The sequence below is a fragment of the Shewanella sp. 1311 genome (assembly GCF_059338235.1).
This window is the reverse complement of the sequence record NZ_CM181686.1, coordinates 1,048,006-1,064,728: the sequence shown is the minus strand read 5'-3', so window position 1 is coordinate 1,064,728 and position 16,723 is coordinate 1,048,006. Positions and strand designations below refer to the sequence as shown.

General features: G+C 46.3%; 17 protein-coding genes. 9 read left to right on the top strand and 8 right to left on the bottom strand.

What is annotated here, in order from left to right; translation table 11 throughout:
• Position 1 precedes the first annotated feature (1 nt).
• The 4 genes from AC5YB3_RS04770 to AC5YB3_RS04755 all read right to left on the bottom strand — a co-directional run bounded on the left by AC5YB3_RS04770 (position 2) and on the right by AC5YB3_RS04755 (position 4,650).
• On the bottom strand, positions 2-1,741 hold the full coding sequence (locus tag AC5YB3_RS04770) for a diguanylate cyclase domain-containing protein (protein WP_494526667.1): 1,740 nt from the start codon (positions 1,739-1,741) through the stop codon (positions 2-4).
• Positions 1,728-3,131: an ABC transporter substrate-binding protein gene (locus tag AC5YB3_RS04765; protein WP_494526666.1), complete on the bottom strand. Its 1,404-nt coding sequence runs from the start codon at positions 3,129-3,131 to the stop codon at positions 1,728-1,730. The genes AC5YB3_RS04770 and AC5YB3_RS04765 overlap by 14 nt, the downstream gene beginning before the upstream one ends.
• 249 nt (positions 3,132-3,380) lie before the next feature.
• Entirely contained in the window at positions 3,381-3,848 is a 468-nt protein-coding gene (locus tag AC5YB3_RS04760) for a hypothetical protein (protein WP_006082497.1), read from the bottom strand.
• Entirely contained in the window at positions 3,808-4,650 is an 843-nt protein-coding gene (locus tag AC5YB3_RS04755; RefSeq protein WP_494526665.1) for an AAA family ATPase, read from the bottom strand. Before AC5YB3_RS04755 ends, AC5YB3_RS04760 begins: the two co-directional genes overlap by 41 nt.
• Before the next feature lie 548 nt (positions 4,651-5,198).
• Between AC5YB3_RS04755 and AC5YB3_RS04750 the strand changes: the two genes are divergently transcribed.
• The 5 genes from AC5YB3_RS04750 (at position 5,199) to AC5YB3_RS04730 (ending at position 7,842) form a co-directional block, all read left to right on the top strand.
• Entirely contained in the window at positions 5,199-5,669 is a 471-nt protein-coding gene (locus tag AC5YB3_RS04750) for a GNAT family N-acetyltransferase (protein ID WP_006082495.1), read from the top strand.
• A 160-nt stretch (positions 5,670-5,829) separates the two neighbouring features.
• The gene (locus AC5YB3_RS04745; RefSeq protein WP_006082494.1) at positions 5,830-6,039 is read left to right on the top strand and encodes a DUF3820 family protein; all 210 of its coding nucleotides are present in this window, start codon (positions 5,830-5,832) and stop codon (positions 6,037-6,039) included.
• 126 nt (positions 6,040-6,165) lie between these two features.
• The gene (locus AC5YB3_RS04740; protein WP_006082493.1) at positions 6,166-6,468 is read left to right on the top strand and encodes a hypothetical protein; all 303 of its coding nucleotides are present in this window, start codon (positions 6,166-6,168) and stop codon (positions 6,466-6,468) included.
• Positions 6,469-6,640: 172 nt separating this feature from the next.
• Positions 6,641-7,150 carry a GNAT family N-acetyltransferase gene (locus tag AC5YB3_RS04735; RefSeq protein WP_494526664.1) on the top strand — a complete coding sequence of 170 codons (510 nt, stop codon included), beginning with the start codon at positions 6,641-6,643 and terminating at the stop codon, positions 7,148-7,150.
• Between the two features lie 167 nt (positions 7,151-7,317).
• Positions 7,318-7,842 (top strand): GNAT family N-acetyltransferase, encoded by a 525-nt coding sequence (locus AC5YB3_RS04730; RefSeq protein WP_006082491.1) that lies wholly within the window; start codon positions 7,318-7,320, stop codon positions 7,840-7,842.
• Between the two features lie 257 nt (positions 7,843-8,099).
• Here the strand turns inward: AC5YB3_RS04730 and AC5YB3_RS04725 are convergent, their stop codons facing one another.
• Both AC5YB3_RS04725 and AC5YB3_RS04720 read right to left on the bottom strand, forming a co-directional pair.
• Positions 8,100-8,810 (bottom strand): pirin family protein, encoded by a 711-nt coding sequence (locus tag AC5YB3_RS04725; protein WP_006082490.1) that lies wholly within the window; start codon positions 8,808-8,810, stop codon positions 8,100-8,102.
• 12 nt (positions 8,811-8,822) lie between these two features.
• The gene (locus tag AC5YB3_RS04720; RefSeq protein WP_494526663.1) at positions 8,823-9,266 is read right to left on the bottom strand and encodes a DoxX family protein; all 444 of its coding nucleotides are present in this window, start codon (positions 9,264-9,266) and stop codon (positions 8,823-8,825) included.
• A 231-nt stretch (positions 9,267-9,497) separates the two neighbouring features.
• Between AC5YB3_RS04720 and AC5YB3_RS04715 the strand changes: the two genes are divergently transcribed.
• A complete protein-coding gene (locus AC5YB3_RS04715; protein WP_126492431.1) occupies positions 9,498-10,391 on the top strand; it encodes a LysR family transcriptional regulator in 894 nt (297 codons plus the stop codon).
• A 159-nt stretch (positions 10,392-10,550) separates the two neighbouring features.
• Here AC5YB3_RS04715 and AC5YB3_RS04710 read toward each other — a convergent pair whose 3' ends face one another.
• A complete protein-coding gene (locus AC5YB3_RS04710; protein WP_494526662.1) occupies positions 10,551-12,296 on the bottom strand; it encodes a bifunctional metallophosphatase/5'-nucleotidase in 1,746 nt (581 codons plus the stop codon).
• A 144-nt stretch (positions 12,297-12,440) separates the two neighbouring features.
• Complete coding sequence (locus AC5YB3_RS04705; RefSeq protein WP_259559822.1) at positions 12,441-13,532, bottom strand: CNNM domain-containing protein; 1,092 nt, start codon at positions 13,530-13,532, stop codon at positions 12,441-12,443.
• Positions 13,533-13,682: 150 nt separating this feature from the next.
• On the opposite strand from AC5YB3_RS04705, the gene rlmN reads away from it, so the two are divergent.
• Genes rlmN through AC5YB3_RS04690 form a run of 3 tightly spaced genes read left to right on the top strand, consistent with a single transcriptional unit; the run spans position 13,683 to position 16,692 of the window.
• A complete protein-coding gene (gene rlmN, locus AC5YB3_RS04700; RefSeq protein ID WP_006082485.1) occupies positions 13,683-14,804 on the top strand; it encodes a dual-specificity RNA methyltransferase RlmN in 1,122 nt (373 codons plus the stop codon).
• Between the two features lie 32 nt (positions 14,805-14,836).
• The gene (pilW, locus tag AC5YB3_RS04695; protein WP_006082484.1) at positions 14,837-15,625 is read left to right on the top strand and encodes a type IV pilus biogenesis/stability protein PilW; all 789 of its coding nucleotides are present in this window, start codon (positions 14,837-14,839) and stop codon (positions 15,623-15,625) included.
• Entirely contained in the window at positions 15,622-16,692 is a 1,071-nt protein-coding gene (locus tag AC5YB3_RS04690; RefSeq protein WP_259540850.1) for a RodZ domain-containing protein, read from the top strand. Before pilW ends, AC5YB3_RS04690 begins: the two co-directional genes overlap by 4 nt.
• Positions 16,693-16,723: the final 31 nt, after the last annotated feature.

Sequence of the window (16,723 nt, the reverse complement as noted above, 5' to 3'; positions counted from 1 at the left end):
CTTAGGAATAGCGAATGGGTTGGCCGAGGAGGGCTTCGGTGCGGTTACGCCCCGTCAGTTTGGCATGATAGAGGGCTTCATCGGCGCGATTAATTAAACTATTGGCATCTAGCTGTTGCGGTAGTTGCCAGCAAGTAATCCCCGCGCTGATGGTAAGTATGCCCGCATGGGGAGAGTCTTCATGGGGAATTTCTAGGCTGATGATTTTCTCCCGCAATCGTTCGGCAAATTGATAGACCTCCTCGAGATGACTCGATGGCAGCACTATCATAAATTCCTCACCGCCATAGCGGGCGAGCATGTCAGTTGGGCGTTTTAAGATGGATTTAGCGGCGTTAACAATGTTTTTCAGGCATTGATCGCCGGCGACATGGCCATATCTGTCGTTAAATTGTTTAAAGTTATCAATATCAAACAGAATAATGCCAAGGGGCATATTGTGATCCCTTGCATACTCGAGTTCTTTTTGGAGTTGTATATCTAAATAACGTCGGTTGTAGCAGCCCGTTAGTCCGTCGGTTTCCGCCATTCCTTTAACCTGGGCCGCATAGCTTTTTAGTGTTTCTAAAGAGTTCACCATTTGCTGCAGTTCTAGGTTGTCAGTGACTGGCATGTGGGTGTCGAGCTTTTCGTTGGCGATAGCGTTCATAGCATCTCGTGTCGCCATCACAGGCTTGATAATCCCCTTAGTGATAAAGTGCCAGCTGGTGAGCCAGATGAAGAAGCAATACAGAATACCACTGCAAAAAATCAATATGATAAATGCGGTACTGTCGCTTTTAAGTTCGCCGCCCGTTTGTTGGATTTCATTCTCGACTTGGTTGACCAGATTTTGAGTATAAGTCGCGACAATTTGCGCGGCATCGGCTTGGTACTCTAAATGCGCATTGGCGATATGCGTGCTTTTAATGGCCTTGCGGGACAGTTCAAACAGGTTATCTTCACCGACCATGGTCTGTTTTATTTGCGATAACAAATTGAAATATAAACTGGTATCCCCGCTAACGCCCCCGAGAATCGCCTCCATATTTAACAGCAGCCGCATCGCTTCTCTTTGGGTGCGGTTAAGCTCAACCAGATTGTCGATAATTTTTACCTGAGATAGGCGGGTAAATAAGTGTTCTCCCAAATGACTAAATTGAGACAATTGCTGGTTGGTATTGATATTCATCGCAATCTTGTCAAAATTTTTCAGCTTAAGCTGATGCTCTGAATCGGCATTGATGCTGTGAAATTGGGTCTGCATTTCATCGGTAAATCCCGATGCCATTGAGGTTAAATTGGCCTGAATATTTGTTGCTTGTAAATTGGCTTGTAGGGCGGAATCGGTTAACTCGGCAAGTAATGGCAGCTGTTGTAAATAGTAAAGTTGGATATCTAACGCGTGATTCAATTCTTGCTTACTGACACTAGAGGTTTCAATCAAGGCCAGTAATCGGGAGTCATTAATTAATCGTTCCCACTGCGCCGAGAGCTCACTCAATAGGCGAAGTCTTTGCTGTTCATTATCATAATGATTTAAGCGCGCTGTGATGATTTGCAGTTTTTCACTGTTTTTTGCCAGTTGCAGCGCAGTGGTGACTTTAACAACATTCACTCCCACTAAATGCTCAATTTCTGATTTCAGTTGCTGTGACAGCAGTATGGCGACGACACCATTAAATAGCGCCATGCCCACTATGATATAGAAGGCTAAGGTTATTTTTTGTTTTAGGCTTTTCAGCGGTTTAGTGCTTGTCATTGGTTTTCTTGTCAATCGCAGGTACCTCTCCATAGGTATTTTGGAGGTGTTTTATCTCTGCACTTAATTTAATAAAAATATCCTCGCTGTCAGTGGGCCTGCGGCTAGCGCGATAACATGCATGGCTGAGTTCAGGGTAAATCTGTCCCATGGCTGTACTGGTAAAATGCCCAAGTTCTAACACCTTAGTTGACCAAAACATATTCGCGATATGGCTTGCTTCGAATGCCCCCGCTATGGTCCTTAATGATTCACTTTTAAATTCGTTGGCGGTCACAACATCCATACGACAGGGGTTACCGCCGCCCAAGGCATAAGCGTATTGCGCCTCATAGGTGCCCATGTATTTGATGAGCCAATAGGCCGCTTGGGGATTTTTACTGTCGTAGCTCACGGCAAAGGCATAGGCGCCGTTATAGGGATAACCGCCGGGCACTTGACTCACCGCAAGGCGTGCGCCGGGAATATTTTGTTCAACTTTAAAAGATTTGTGCCACAAATTATTGTAGGCAAAAGGCCACATTGCCGCTTGGCCCGTGGCGATTGCATTGGCGGCCTCATTGAAGGCAAATTGCTCGTTAGCAGGTACGGCATAGGGCATTAATTCGCGATAAAGCTTGGCGGTTTCAATGGCTTCATGGTTGATGGTCGGCACTTCAAAATGACTGATCTGTTTTTGGTCGTTATAAATTGGCTGCATCCAAGCGCCGCCTAAGCTCCAGATCATGCTGGAAAATTCATCGTTAATATGTGGCTTATCGCCCGACATTAGCGCTAGGCCATAAAAGTCGTGGGTTAACATTTTATCCGCCAACATAGCGCCCGCTTTACGAGTGAAGAACTGGGCTTGATCCCGTAACTCGGTTAAGGTTTTTGCTGGTGCGAGCGGGTAGCCGAACTGGCTCTGAAAGTGTGTTTTTTCGGTTTTATTAGCGAAGAGATCCGCTCGGTAATGATTGCCCATCACATAGTTGTTGTAGGGAATCGCATGGATTTCACCATGGTAGGACAAAATATTAAGTAGCGATGGATAATAGGGTTCTAGGTATTTCTCCATGGCCTTTTCGCCATCGGGATCGTACAGTTTCGCGAGTTCGACTAAGGGCACAGTGTAGCCATTGGCGGCCCATTCTTTTGCCCAGCCAGCTTCCATCGTTAGCAAGTCGTATTTGCCCGAACCTTGGAGTAAATCTTGGGTCTGTAAGTTAAACATAGTGTCTAGCTCAGTGCTGATCACTTGCACCTTGACGCCAGTTTTTTCGGTAAATTTAGGCAACATTTCTTGGGTTAAATAGTCGGTCCAAAATCCCTTTTCTGCGACTAAGGTGATGGGCGTTTTGTTCGTGAGCGGCGGGATTTGTGCCAATGAAAACTCTGCGTAGCAGGGCATCAGAAACACGGCGCATAAACAAAGGCAAATAAGTCGGATCGGCTTTAACAAAAAATACACCTTAATGTTGCGTGTTAACCCTGAATAAATATCATTTATTCAGCATTCTGTACATTTAAGGATAGGTGGGATCAGAACTTATGCCGCGATTTTATTGTGGTTTTTATCTTGGTGCTTGTTCTTAAGTAAAAAAGCCGATAACCCGAGCTTAGCTGAGTTACCGGAAAAGGGTGGGAGTATTGCGAAGCGTTAACGGTTTTGGAGCTGTTGTTCTCGTAATTGCCTCAGGGCAATGGGCAGTTCGTAATGTTGTTCAATCAAGAATCGGAGCAGTTTCGATTTGGAGAGCGTGCTTTCTTCCGACAAGGTGGCGAGCTGGCTAATAGCCGCTTCGCTGAGTGAAAAGGTTGCCTTGCGATAGTGAGTTGTGGCCTCTACTTTTGCTGGCGATAAAACTTCAGTTCCTAAGCTCTGCTTGTGCAAGAGCAGCACATTGGAATGACTTAGCCCGATGTCGGTCGTTATGTTAGCGACCTTTGAGTCAGCGGTGTTAGCGTTTGTTGCATCCGCTTCAAAAGCGAAATGACTGCTTTTTGTCTTATTTAGGCTTTGTCCCATGGCATATAAGTTTGCGGCCTCAATAAATTCATCTAACGAAAGCGACGGTTGTATGCTGCTAGATGGCATAGCGTTTTTCTTGAGGTCGCTGAGTCCCATTTTGCCCCCTTTGTTTAGTGTTAAGGTGAGTGGGTTGAGTTTGATGGAGCAAACCATTATTGAGCAAACCATTATTTGTCAAACCATTGTGCATCTGACCCTTACCAGCACTCTGAGCGAGCATCGCAGGATGTAAGCGGTCTTCTAAACTGGCGGCGCAATCAACTTGGAACAGTTCACAGGCGATAGTGCGGATTTCTTCGGCGGCCTTTCCGTTAGGGTCTATTTCAATTACTGACAGACCTGACTCTTCGCTGTCATCATACACATTCCTGCAGTAGGTTATTGCATCAAGGACGTTGATATCATAGGTTTTACAGACTTCTTTGGCTTCTAAAATTCGGTTAGCTTGATTAGGTAAACTTGGGCATTGGGTAATCACAAATGAAGCCTGTAGCTTTGGGTTTATCATCTTACAGGTCGCGACGATATCGTCCATGTGGCTAACGGTTTTCAAATCGCGACGCTTAGGTCTTAAGGGCATTAAAATGTAAGCGGCGACTGACATGGTTGCTCGCAGCGCTAGGTTGTCTTGACCACCACAGTCGACTATGACCACATCATAATGTTGTTCAAGACTGAGCAAGTCATTACGGATCTTGCCGTAAAGCTGCACACAATTAATGCTGGCCAGTTTGGGATTGTTGTTTCTCGCCTGGATCCAATCTGATGTGGTGCGCTGGGGATCGCAGTCCACCATGATGACTGAGGCATTGCATTCTGTGGTTAGAAAAACTGCTATGTTTTGGGCTAAGCAACTTTTACCGCTGCCGCCTTTTTCTCCGCCGATTAACACTATCATGACGCATTCCTTAATTCTTTTGATGACCCTTGGGCAGCGAGTTGATGAGTTTGGAGCCACACCGCATTTATGCTCAAAATCGAATGTAAACCTTATGTTAATCTCGGTCAATTGGCTGATTTTTGACGGTTTTTAATTAAATTGTCGCACATCATTTTTTGTCAGTATCTGGTCATGCGCCGTTAATTTGACGAGCAACAGGTGAGGAGGAATGTATCAGTACGATTTTTTATCTTATTGGTTTTAAATGGTTTTAAATGGTTTTAAATGGTTTTATTTATTTTATCTCTACTTGCAGGCTTGTTTGTTGTAATCGATGGCTATGCACAGGATGTGAATTCTGGTTTTTTATTTCTCTATCGGTATAAATGTTAATTTTATATTGCTAAATGTTATTAACAAATCTGTGTAAAGAATCGGCTTCTCAGTCGAAAGTGGTCTTGTTTGGTGAGGTGCTTGTCATCAAACTGCCAAATGCTGGCTTTATCATCTCTATAGACTGCCGTCTAAATCGCTTGAAATTTCAACCATGAGAGAAGGGACGCCAAATGGATATCAAAACTATTATGCCTATTAAGTTTGAACTCGTTGAAACCGCACCGTTATTCCATGAACTCCTCAATTTGCGTAGCACTGTGGGCCGCCCTTCTATCGGCGTTGAGCTTGCGGATGTACAGGCACTGTTTTGGGTCTCTATCCGATTGAGTGACAATGCTGAAATGGAGCATGCTGGCGCGGGAGTCGCTAAGTCTAATCTGTTAGCAACGGCGTGTGTTTACGGCAATAAGCCTGGGCATTTGGCCATTGAAGATTTTATCGTGTTGCCTGAATACCAATCCTATGGACTGGCGAAGATCATGCTTGAGCGAGTGATGGACTTTGTCGATGGACACGCAAGTTCTGGGACTTGCATCAGTATTACCGCCCATGGCGAGTCTGAGCGTTTATGCAGTGAATATGGTTTTCAATATGCGCCATGCGCTAACTTAGGGCCAAATTTATTAAAGATTGTCGCTTAGGGTTCTGCGTGGAGCATTTTGTGCGTCGATGATGCCAACTTGGCCTTTGGGCGTCGGGTCACTTTTGTGTGCGTTTTTGTATAAGCTAACGGCGACATTGATTGGCTTATGTTGTAGCATCCGTGGGATTATCGGGATTACCTGCACGAGATAACAATCTATGGATCAGCAACTACTCATCGACGCTGTAAATCAAAAAATGCCCTTTGGTAAGTACGCTGGGCGTAAGTTACTCGAATTACCCGAACCTTATTTGGTGTGGTTCCATAAGCAAGGTTTCCCCCAGGGAAAACTCGGTGAGCAATTAGCCCTAATGTACGAAATCAAGCTTAATGGTTTAGAAGGCATGCTAAAACCGCTGTTGAAATGAAGTTCCCGTCTTTTAAGAAAAATACTGCTTTTGCGATAAGTGTTGTATTTCGTGATAGAGATTAGCGATTTATTGTTTTTAGCGTGCTTTAATGCAGCATATTAGCAAAACAAAAGGAACGCAGGCATGATGGCAAAATGGGTAAAATTAGCGGCGGTAGCGACTTTAGCGTTAGGCATGTCAAGTGCTTGGGCTCAGGGTGTCACCCACGAAGGTACTGTTGTTGATACGATGAACGGTGGTGGTTACACCTACGTACAAATTAAAGAAGCTGACACCACTTTTTGGGCTGCGGGTCCTCAAACTGAAGTGAGTAAAGGCGATAAAGTGGCTGTGGTTGAACAAATGTGGATGAACGAATTCACTAGCAAAACCTTAAACCGCACCTTTGATAAACTGTTATTTGTCGGTCAAATCGATAAGAAGTAACAGTGGCGAGTGCGCTAACCTGTGCGCCTCTTTAATCCAACGGCTTCGATACCTTCGAGGCCGTTTTTGTTTTTAGCCTTCAATGCCGCAAAATCTGAGTCTATCTCGATTAAGCGAAACGCGGCAAAATAGCGCTATTGCTAGCGGTTATTACTTAACAGAGAACACTTAAGTGACGGCGTTTGAACAGTTCGAGATCCAGCCTTATCAGTCATGTTATGCCCGTGAGGTGAGTGAGTTATTTCATCTTTGTGTGCATAACATCACCCATGCTCGTTATTCACAGGCGCAACTTTCTGCTTGGTCTGCGGCGCCAAGATCGGCTAAACATTGGGATTTGCGCTTAAACCGCTCAAAGGCGTGGGTGGTATTAGTCCAAGATGCAGCGACAGCTTCTTCAATTTGCTGCGGTTTTATCAATGTCGAAACCCATTTTGCCCACCAAGGTTATGTAGACAGCTTATATATCCATCCAGATTATCAAGCTAAGGGATTGGGTGAACGTGCTTATCTTGTTTTAGAAGCGTGGGCTAAGGCGCAAGGCTATGCGCGCTTGAGTGTGGACGCCTCTTATCTCTCTAAAGGATTGTTTACCCGTATGGGATTCATTCAAATACAGCGTAGTTATCAGCAAAAACTAGGGCAAGTGATCCCTGGCTTCTATATGGAGAAGAATATTTAACGTTAGCTTACTATGGTTTCAACCAAAAAGTGATGTAAGGTATTCCACAGTAAAACATTAGCTTAACGCCGTTGAGTGACACTATTTAAGTTAAATCAGCACTATTTAACTTAAATTAGAATACGGTTAATCTTAAGCGGTTAACAATTCAAGATGGAGGGCAGAGAATGAAGATCCGACTATTTACGCCATCGGATGTCTCGCAGCTGGCGGCGATCTTTGAGGCGAGTGTAATGCAAGGCTCTGGCGAGTTTTACTCGTTTGCCGAGCGCTCTGCTTGGGCTTATATCGAAGGTGAGATCCGCAGTGAGAACTATTGGCTCGAACGCTTAAAGGGCACCACGATTTGGGTTGCTGAAGCCGATAACATGCTGGTGGGATTTATCAATCTTAAGATAGGTGCCGACAGTGAAGTTGAAGCCGCTGCCGAAGTGGAATGTCTGTTCGTTCATCCCGAATATGCCCGTTCTGGGGTCGCCACCTCTTTGTATTTTGCGTTGTTTGAAGAAGTTAAAATTTTAGCGCTGAAACGATTAACGGTTGAAGCATCCTATCTCGCGCGACCTTTTTTTGAAAAACAAGGATTTCGCAGTATTCGCCGTAATGAACATAAGCGTTTTTTAAATGCGGCGGATAAAGCACAGGGCCAAGCCCAAGTGTTGGTTAATTTCAGCATGACACTCGCGCTATAACTCAGCTTATCAAAGTGCGGGTCTGGTTCGCTCAACGAGGCCGTTAGCACTGCTTTTATAACATCGCCTTATAACATGGCCATCAAAACGCCAATAAAAAACACTGCCAAAGATGACTTGTGGCAGTGCTTCTAGGTGAGTGCTTATCAAGCTGGCATGTAATCACTTGCTCAACCGTTTGCTCAATGACTTGCTTAATCGTTTACTCAATCGTTAAGCGGTTTTACTGAGTGGTTCAGTTAAGCCATTCGCTCGTATTACGCGTTAGCTGACAAGTCGAATACTAGTGCGGTGACTTGGCCGCTTGTCGCCGTAAAGTCGACACTCGCAAGTTGGGTCAGATGTGCGCCGTCCCCCGCCGTGAGTGTTGTGCCATTGATATCTAGCGTACCTTCAATCAATTGAACATACAGATGACGACTCGCTTGTTCGGCGGTTCTGGCCATCGTCACTTTTTCGCCTTCGCTTAATACTAAACGATATAGGGTCGCATCCTGTTGCACTTTTAGCGTGCCGTTTTCACCGTTTGGTGTCACCACAGCCGTCAGCGGTGAGCTCTGCTCGAATGCCTTTTGCTGATAACCCGCATCTATGCCTAAGGTATCTGGGCGGATCCAAATCTGTAAAAAGTGTAGCGGCTCAGTATTAGAAGCATTGAACTCGCTGTGGTAAATGCCTTTACCCGCCGACATCAACTGAAACTCACCAGCGGGTAAGGTTTTGATATTACCGAAACTATCTTTATGGGCGATAGTGCCAGATATCACGTAACTGATGATCTCCATGTCTTTATGACCATGGGTATCAAAACCTGCGCCGGGCGTTACTCTGTCATCGTTGATGACTCTTAGGGATGATATCCCCATGTGCTCTGGGTCATAGTAGCTAGAGAAAGAGAAGGTATGTTGACTCTTTAGCCAGCCTAAGTCTGCTTGACCGCGGTCCTGTGCTTTTCTTAATGTGATCATCTTGCTTCCCCTTTATTTGATGCGGCTAGCGAATACGTTATCGACAGCGAACTTACCGGCGCCTGAAACCGCCAATGACACTGTAGCTGCGAGTAGGGCGAGACCAAATTCGTAACCGTTGTTAGCAAGGAACAGACCGTTGCCTATGTGTACTGAGAAAATCGCTATTATCATAGTGAATGACAATACGAGGGCGGTTGGGCGAGTTAGCAGGCCGAGTAACAGGAATAGGCCGCCAAAGAATTCACTTGAACCTGCCATCAGTGCCATTAAGTAACCTGGCGTCAGACCAATGGATGCCATCCATTGTCCAGTGCCTTCTAAACCGTAACCACCAAACCAACCAAACAGTTTTTGTGAACCATGGGCGATTAAGATAATCCCGATAGGAATACGCAGTGCCAGTGGGGCAAGATTAGGGGCTGATTTGAGTGTTTTTGCGATGAGTGCTTTCATGGTGTATTCCTTATTTCAAATTATTTAACAAGTATTTAAGTGTGTTGTTCAATCAGTTTTAACTCAGTTTTTAAATCTGTTCTAACTTAACTTTACTCAGTATCTACATCCGATTTCGGCAGTGAGTTCCGTAGAACCTCTCCATTGCTAAGCAGTGTAGACTTGACCTTTGGCAAAGAAAATCGGAACATTTTCAATGTTGACTTCAAATAATTTGAATATGAGGTTTTTATGTTGCCATCTATTAGTCTCGATGGATTAATCGTACTCGATGCCATTGATAGAAAAGGCAGTTTTTCCGCAGCGGCCGAGTCCTTGTTCCGTGTGCCGTCGGCGCTGACCTACACAGTGCAGAAACTGGAAAGCGATTTAGGCACAAAATTATTTGAACGTAAGGGCCAACGCGCCGAACTGACCTTAGTCGGCCAACTTGTGCTGCGCCAAGGGCGAGAAATCCTTTCGGCAACGTCTAGGCTGGAAGAAGCGGTACGTCAACTCGAGACCGGCTGGGAGTCTTCGTTAACCTTAGCAATCGATACTGTCGTGCCGGATTTACCCCTATTGCAGTTGATTGGGGAATTTACTGAGCTGGGTAAGCAAGTGACGGTGAACATCAGTGAAGAATCCCTAGGTGGCGGCTGGGATGCACTCTATTCGGGCCGTGCCGATATTGCCATTGGCGTGACGGGTGAACTGCCAAAAGGTCAATATCATGTGGTCGAAATCGGTGAGTTGGAGTTTGTGTTTGCCTTAAATCCTGCCCATCCATTGGCGCAACATGCGGGTCCTATTCCGACCGAGGCATTGTTGCAATTCCCTTCCATCGTGGTGGCAGACAGTTCGACGGCCTTAGCGCAGCGTTCGAGCGGTTTATTTGATAGTCGCCAAGTGATTCGGGTGCCAAATATGCAGACCAAGATAAAGGCGCAGCAATTGGGACTTGGCGTAGGCTATATTCCAAAACACTTGATTTTAGATGCGTTGGCGACGGGAAGCTTAGTGGCTTGTCATGTGGAAATGCCGCGCCCACCCCAAGCTGTGTTTATGGCGTGGCGTAAAGACGCGCAGGGCAAGGCAAAGGATTGGTTTACTGAGCGCTTGCCACAATCCGACTGGCAATTTTAAGAGCCTAGCAATTTTATAAGTCTAGCAATTTGAGATGACAGGCAATGAGAGCAACGTTTGTTTTGCATCACTGCCTATTCAACGTTTTCTATGTCGTCACTCATTCGTTTACTTTGCTCCTCACTGCATTAATGTTGACGCCATGGGGAGCATCGGCACTTAACCTATACGTTGGCTGTGGCTGGTGTAATGCACGTGCTGTGACAGTAAATCAGACAGATTCGGTGAGCGATTTAAAAATCGAATAAAGGCTTGTGGCAAAGTCAGTGACTCCATCGACTCCTGCCAGCGGGCTTGCAGCAATGGATGATAGCCTTCCTTACCTGCAGCTGTGTAAGAGGTCGATACCCCAACATACAGTGACTCTTGTTCAACTGGATACCAAAGGGAGTGACTGTCTGGCTGCATCATCTCTAATCTGAATAAACGTTCGCCCAGTGGACGGCGGCCATCGTAGTAATACCGTAAGCCGTAGGTGTAAGGGAAACTGCCCGCACCAGTGCCACGGACGCTGTTGTTGGTCGCCGCGTTAATCGCCGACTCGAGCGCTTGATAGAGGAACTGGCCTTGAATTTCATACTTAACCAGCGGCAATTCGAAGGGCAGTAATTGCCCCATCACATCCGCCAGCGTCAACTGACCTTGGGCCACCGACTGGCGAACACCGCCGGCATTATGCAGGGCAAAGTTCACCCTAGGATCGACAAGCTTAGCTTCTTGGAACATGCTGCGACTGACCCAAGGCGCAATTTCACTGCCGTGGGGCAGGGCCTTAGAGGGCAGGCGCGTATGGACTAAGTTTTTTGGCACCAGTGCTAAAACTTTGTTCTCCATATCCGCGATGGCGGGTTTGTAGATGTCTCGGATCACGCCATCAATATCGGCATCGGCATCATCCCAAAGGACATTCGGGTGCTGACTGAGTTGTTGACGCACCGCTTGGTAATCTTGATTATCGACAGCTGTGTTAGCACTTAAGATAAAGTGATGATCCAGCATGAAATAGTTGCCGCCCTTTACATTGAGCACTTTGCCTTCAGCATCAAACGTTATCTCGGCTAAGCCGACGACTTCGGCATATTTACCCGCATGCACTATCGGCGTGTTGTTAATGACTTCGCCGTAGGGCAGGTTGCTCAAACCTAAAGCGCGAAAATCGCCCTGTAGCGTATGCGTGTGACCACCGACGATAAGGCTAATACCATCGACTTCGGCCGCAAGGCGCTTATCCTGATCTAAGCCTAAGTGGCTGAGCACGATAATATGTTCGATGCCTTGATTTTTAAGGTGCTCAACCGTGCGTGCGGTTGTCGCGATAGCATCGACAAAATGGGTGTCAGGATCGGGGCGAGCGATCTCTTTCATTTGATCTAAAGTAATGCCGACAATGGCTAACGTCTTATCGTGGAAAGGCTTAAGCAGGTATTTCGCGCGTTTTTGCTGGTGATCATAATCCAAGATATTAGGCAAACCGCGCAGACAACCGGGTTTGTTGAGATCTTCTTGGCTTAAATCCATGTTGCCCGCAAGCAATGGGAAATCAATCTGCTTGGCAAACTCGGCAAGTCTGGCGTTACCTTCATCGATATCGTGGTTGCCAATGACCATAGCATCGGGCGCTAACAGATTGAGTAAGTGGGCGTTGGCCTTGCCTTTAAAATGGCTGAAATAAAGCGTGCCTTGAAAGCTGTCACCACCGTGCAGAAAAATAAACGGCGTATCGTTTTGTGCGGCTGCTTGACGTGCCTTAGTGATGTTGTGGCCGATGCGGGCATAACCACCGCTATGGCTGGTTACATCAAGCTTATGCTGGCCGATGTTAAGGTTAAATTGGACGCGGCTGGGTTCAAAATTCGAATGGGTGTCATTAATGTGCGCGAGTGAGAGTGTGTAACCCTGTGTCATAACTTACCTCTATTACGGCGGGTGAGTATATACCCAAGCGACCTCAAAATGCGAGGTTCAGACGGTTCTGAGTCATTTGCATTCTAAAAGAATAAAGGGAGCTAGGCTCCCTTTATATTAACAAGCACTAAATTTGCTTAGCCTTCAGCCGGATTTGGCTTCGTCATCATCGGATGCGGCTTCAAAATCACCGTCATCGGATAGGCGAATGCCTTTTTGCTTCATGCGCTTAGTCCAAAGTTTACGTGCTAATTGCTGCATATCGGTCGCGGGATCGTTTAAATCGACAATCTCTAATCCTAACATAGATTCGATAATATCTTCTTGAGTCACGATACCTTGGCTACTGCCGTACTCGTCGACCACCATAGCAATTTGGGTGTTACGCTTAATCATACGCTCAAAAAGTGGCAGAATTTTTGCGGTTTCAGGCACCACAAATAAACTCCGTTTAAGCTCACCAATCGGCGCTTCTGGCGTGTAACGCTCAGCCAGCAACACATCGGTGCGGGTAATGTAACCAATCACATCATCATGATCTTGGTCGTACACGGGAATACGGGTAAAAGGTTTGTCGCGGTATTGACGCACAAACTCATTTTGAGTCAGATCCACTGGCAGCGAGAACATCACAGTGCGCGGCGTCATGATTGCCGTAACGGGCATATCACGTACCTTGAGCATTTGCGTCAGAATTTTTGACTCTTGCTCGTCAAGCTCACCGGATTCATGGCCGATTTTGGCCATAGCGCTCATTTCTTGGCGGATATAATGGCCTTCATCACCTTTGCCCATCAAACGAGTGACTTGCTGCGACATCCAGATCAGCGGTCTAGTGACACGCTTCATCCACATCACAGCAACAGAAACGCTCGGTGCGAGGCGACGCCAATGGTTGGCACCTAATGATTTAGGAATAATTTCTGAGAAGAACAGAATAATAAAGGTCAATACGCCCGAGAAAACACCCAACATATCGTCACCAAATATTTTCGCTGCTTGCGCACCCGCAACGGCGGCGCCGACGGTATGGGCGATAGTATTCAACGTAAGGATTGACACCAATGGGGCTTCGACATTTTCTTTCAGTTTACGCAAGCGCGTGGCTGCGGCACAGTCAGTTTGTTCGAGTGATGCGATATAACTTGGGGTAACCGATAGCAGAACAGCTTCGAACACACTGCACAGAAAAGAAACTCCGACAGCGACAAGCACTATAATGATGAGGGTTAACATATAGGTGGAATTACAACTCCGTATTTTAGGCCAACATTAGCCCGTGGAGATTCTAGCATAGGTTAATTGAGTTACTGGCTAAAATTTATTTGCGTCTGTATAATTCGCCGCCCTGTTACAGGATCCGGTTTTGGTGTTGAGGTTAGCTATATGAGTGAAAAGAAGATCAATTTATTAGACCTTGATCGTAAGGCGATGCGCGCATTATTTGCGGACATGGGAGAGAAACCCTTTCGTGCCGATCAGCTCATGAAATGGCTATATCATTTCGGCGTCAGTGACTTCGAAGAGATGACCAACATCAACAAAGTGTTACGTCAAAAATTGGCGGCACGCTGCGAGATCGTTGCGCCAGAAATCTCGAGTTTCCAAAAATCGACCGATGGGACGATTAAATTCGCGATCAACGTTGGTCAAGGCCAAGAAGTTGAAACGGTTTATATTCCTGAGGATGACCGCGCGACCTTGTGTGTCTCATCCCAAGTGGGTTGTGCCCTCGAATGTACTTTCTGCTCAACGGGTCAGCAAGGGTTTAACCGTAACTTAACGGTTTCTGAAATCGTCGGCCAAATTTGGCGTGTATCGCACTTTTTAGGTTTTGCTAAAGACACGGGCGAGCGTCCTATCACTAACGTCGTGATGATGGGTATGGGTGAGCCATTGCTCAACTTAGCCAATGTGATCCCTGCGATGGACATCATGCTCGATGATTTTGGTTTTAGCTTGTCAAAACGCCGCGTGACCTTATCAACATCAGGCGTAGTGCCTGCGTTAGATAAACTGGGCGATGCCATTGATGTGGCACTTGCCGTCAGTATCCATGCGCCAAATGATGAGCTGCGTGACATTCTGGTCCCAATCAATAAAAAATATCCGCTGGATGAGTTTCTAGCGGGTATTCGTCGTTATATCGCCAAGTCCAATGCAAACCGTGGCCGCGTGACGGTTGAATACGTGATGCTAGATCACATCAACGACAGCACAGATCAAGCCCATGAGTTGGCTAAGTTGATGAAAGATACACCTTGTAAGGTGAATTTGATCCCATTCAACCCGTATCCAGGCTCGCCTTACGGCCGTTCATCTAACTCACGAATCGACCGTTTTTCTAAGGTGCTAATGGAGTACGGTTTTACAGTGATCGTGCGTAAAACCCGTGGCGATGATATTGATGCAGCTTGTGGTCAGTTAGCTGGTGATATTCGCGATAGAACGAAACGTTTAGCAAAAAAACGCATGCAAGAAAACCAGATTTCAGTCACAATGAATTAACTCTTTGTTTGCACAGATTTATAGGCTTGCCCATGAAGCATGGATTGCCAAGGTTTTCGTTGATTTTAACCCTGTCATTATTGATGACAGGGTGCGTCACTGAGCGTACTTATACTGGGACAGATATTCCTGTTTCGGAACGAAAGTTAGACAAAGTCGCCGCCGCGCGCGAGCGTTTACAGCTCGGCTTAACCTATTTAAATCGAGGTAACTCGGAACAAGCCAAATACAATCTTGATAAAGCATTAGAATATGCTCCAGAGCTCGAAGATGTGCATACTGCTTTGGCTTATTACTATCAAACCGTGGGCGATCTAGTACGTACCGAAGAGTCGTACATGAATGCCATTAGTACCAAGGACGCCTCTGGCGATTCCATGAATAATTTCGGGGTGTTTTTGTGTCAACAAAAGCAATACGACAAAGCTGAAAAAATGTTTTTGGCCGCAATCGAGATGCCTAAATATACGCGAACGGCCTCAAGCTACGAGAACTTAGGTCTCTGTAGCCGTGAAGCAGGACAAGCAGAAAAGGCACGACAGTATTTTCAGATGGCGTTAAAGTATGACCCGAGAAGATCGGTGTCATTGCTGGAGATGGCAGAGTTAGAAGTCGACCAAGGTGATTTTATTCAGGCGCGAAACCAATTAGCGCGGTATCACCAAGTGGCTGAGCAAACTCCAGAAAGTTTAGCGCTCGGAATCAAAATAGAGCAGGCAGTGAATGATGATGCCGCTGTGAAGAGATTTGGTATTTTATTGCTTGCCAAATTCCCAGCATCACCTCAGGCCAAGCAATACAGAGTTAATTTGCATCAATGAAAGATCATGAAACCAATGCGCCAGTTGAGTCGGTAGCTCCGCAATCAGTCGCGCTAGATGTAACGCTTGGAACCTTATTAAAAGACGCCCGCGAAAAAATGGGCCTTAGCATTCAAGATGCAGCGGTTAAACTGCATCTACGTCCTCGCATTATTGAAGACATTGAAGCTGACAATTTTACCAACATAGCTTCATCCACTTATGTTCGTGGCTATGTGAAAAACTATGCCCGTATGGTCAGTGCCGATGCGGCCTTGATTGAAGCGTGTTTAGTGCGGCAAGTGCCGGTGGTGACTGAGCCTGCGATGCAAAGCTTTTCACGTAAGACGACTTACCAAGCTAGCGATACACGTTTAACTTGGCTGAGTATTTTTATCGTTATTGTATTACTCGGCTCGTTAGTTGTCTGGTGGATGCAAAAAACGACCTTGTTAAGCACTATCGATGTGTCACAGCCTACGGCCGAAGAGGTCGCTGCGGTGAATCAAACGCTGCCCGGTGACGTGCTATTGACCGAAACTGATGCCAGCCAGCAATTGACTGAAATAGCGGCTAACGGCTCTATGTCAATCGACGGTCCGATTAAAGATACCGATGCCAGTACTATCGACGTGAGCACTGGGCCTACTGACAACAATTATCCTCAAACGGCGGATACGAGCAATGAAGATGGTGGCTCAGCTATCGCTGCCACCACTGGGCCGCAAACGGCCGCGACTGTAGCTCAACAACCTGTAGCTCAACAGCCAGTTGCCACCGCAACGCCTTCACCCGCCTCAACATCGCCAGCCAACTCAGTCAACACTCTGGTTGCTGTTGCTGGACAATCTATTATTGATGTTCAGTTAACCGGTGATTGCTGGATAAACATTGTCGATGCTAAAGGCAAAGCCTTAGTCGATGGTGTGAAAGGCGCCGGCGCTGCTGTACAAGTGAGCGGTGTGCCACCGTTTAAAATTATTTTAGGGGCGCCCCATGTGGCGACCTTAAGCTTAGATGGTCAAATGGTTAGCTTAGCGGATTTCCCCAAGGGACGTGTCGCACGTTTAACCTTGCCGAGAGCCTAACGACCGCGTAATGATCTGCAGCACGTACCGA

What these genes read in the sequence shown, in the direction of transcription:
- AC5YB3_RS04730 (WP_006082491.1), top strand. Translation starts at nt 7,318, where the DNA reads ATGAAGATCCGACTATTTACGCCATCGGATGTCTCGCAGCTGGCGGCG.
- AC5YB3_RS04725 (WP_006082490.1), bottom strand. Translation starts at nt 8,810, where the DNA reads ATGATCACATTAAGAAAAGCACAGGACCGCGGTCAAGCAGACTTAGGC.
- AC5YB3_RS04715 (WP_126492431.1), top strand. Translation starts at nt 9,498, where the DNA reads ATGTTGCCATCTATTAGTCTCGATGGATTAATCGTACTCGATGCCATT.
- AC5YB3_RS04755 (WP_494526665.1), bottom strand. Translation starts at nt 4,650, where the DNA reads ATGATAGTGTTAATCGGCGGAGAAAAAGGCGGCAGCGGTAAAAGTTGC.
- rlmN (WP_006082485.1), top strand. Translation starts at nt 13,683, where the DNA reads ATGAGTGAAAAGAAGATCAATTTATTAGACCTTGATCGTAAGGCGATG.
- AC5YB3_RS04690 (WP_259540850.1), top strand. Translation starts at nt 15,622, where the DNA reads ATGAAAGATCATGAAACCAATGCGCCAGTTGAGTCGGTAGCTCCGCAA.
- AC5YB3_RS04720 (WP_494526663.1), bottom strand. Translation starts at nt 9,266, where the DNA reads ATGAAAGCACTCATCGCAAAAACACTCAAATCAGCCCCTAATCTTGCC.
- AC5YB3_RS04710 (WP_494526662.1), bottom strand. Translation starts at nt 12,296, where the DNA reads ATGACACAGGGTTACACACTCTCACTCGCGCACATTAATGACACCCAT.
- AC5YB3_RS04740 (WP_006082493.1), top strand. Translation starts at nt 6,166, where the DNA reads ATGATGGCAAAATGGGTAAAATTAGCGGCGGTAGCGACTTTAGCGTTA.
- AC5YB3_RS04745 (WP_006082494.1), top strand. Translation starts at nt 5,830, where the DNA reads ATGGATCAGCAACTACTCATCGACGCTGTAAATCAAAAAATGCCCTTT.
- AC5YB3_RS04760 (WP_006082497.1), bottom strand. Translation starts at nt 3,848, where the DNA reads ATGGGACTCAGCGACCTCAAGAAAAACGCTATGCCATCTAGCAGCATA.
- AC5YB3_RS04750 (WP_006082495.1), top strand. Translation starts at nt 5,199, where the DNA reads ATGGATATCAAAACTATTATGCCTATTAAGTTTGAACTCGTTGAAACC.
- AC5YB3_RS04770 (WP_494526667.1), bottom strand. Translation starts at nt 1,741, where the DNA reads ATGACAAGCACTAAACCGCTGAAAAGCCTAAAACAAAAAATAACCTTA.
- pilW (WP_006082484.1), top strand. Translation starts at nt 14,837, where the DNA reads ATGAAGCATGGATTGCCAAGGTTTTCGTTGATTTTAACCCTGTCATTA.
- AC5YB3_RS04765 (WP_494526666.1), bottom strand. Translation starts at nt 3,131, where the DNA reads ATGCCCTGCTACGCAGAGTTTTCATTGGCACAAATCCCGCCGCTCACG.
- AC5YB3_RS04705 (WP_259559822.1), bottom strand. Translation starts at nt 13,532, where the DNA reads ATGTTAACCCTCATCATTATAGTGCTTGTCGCTGTCGGAGTTTCTTTT.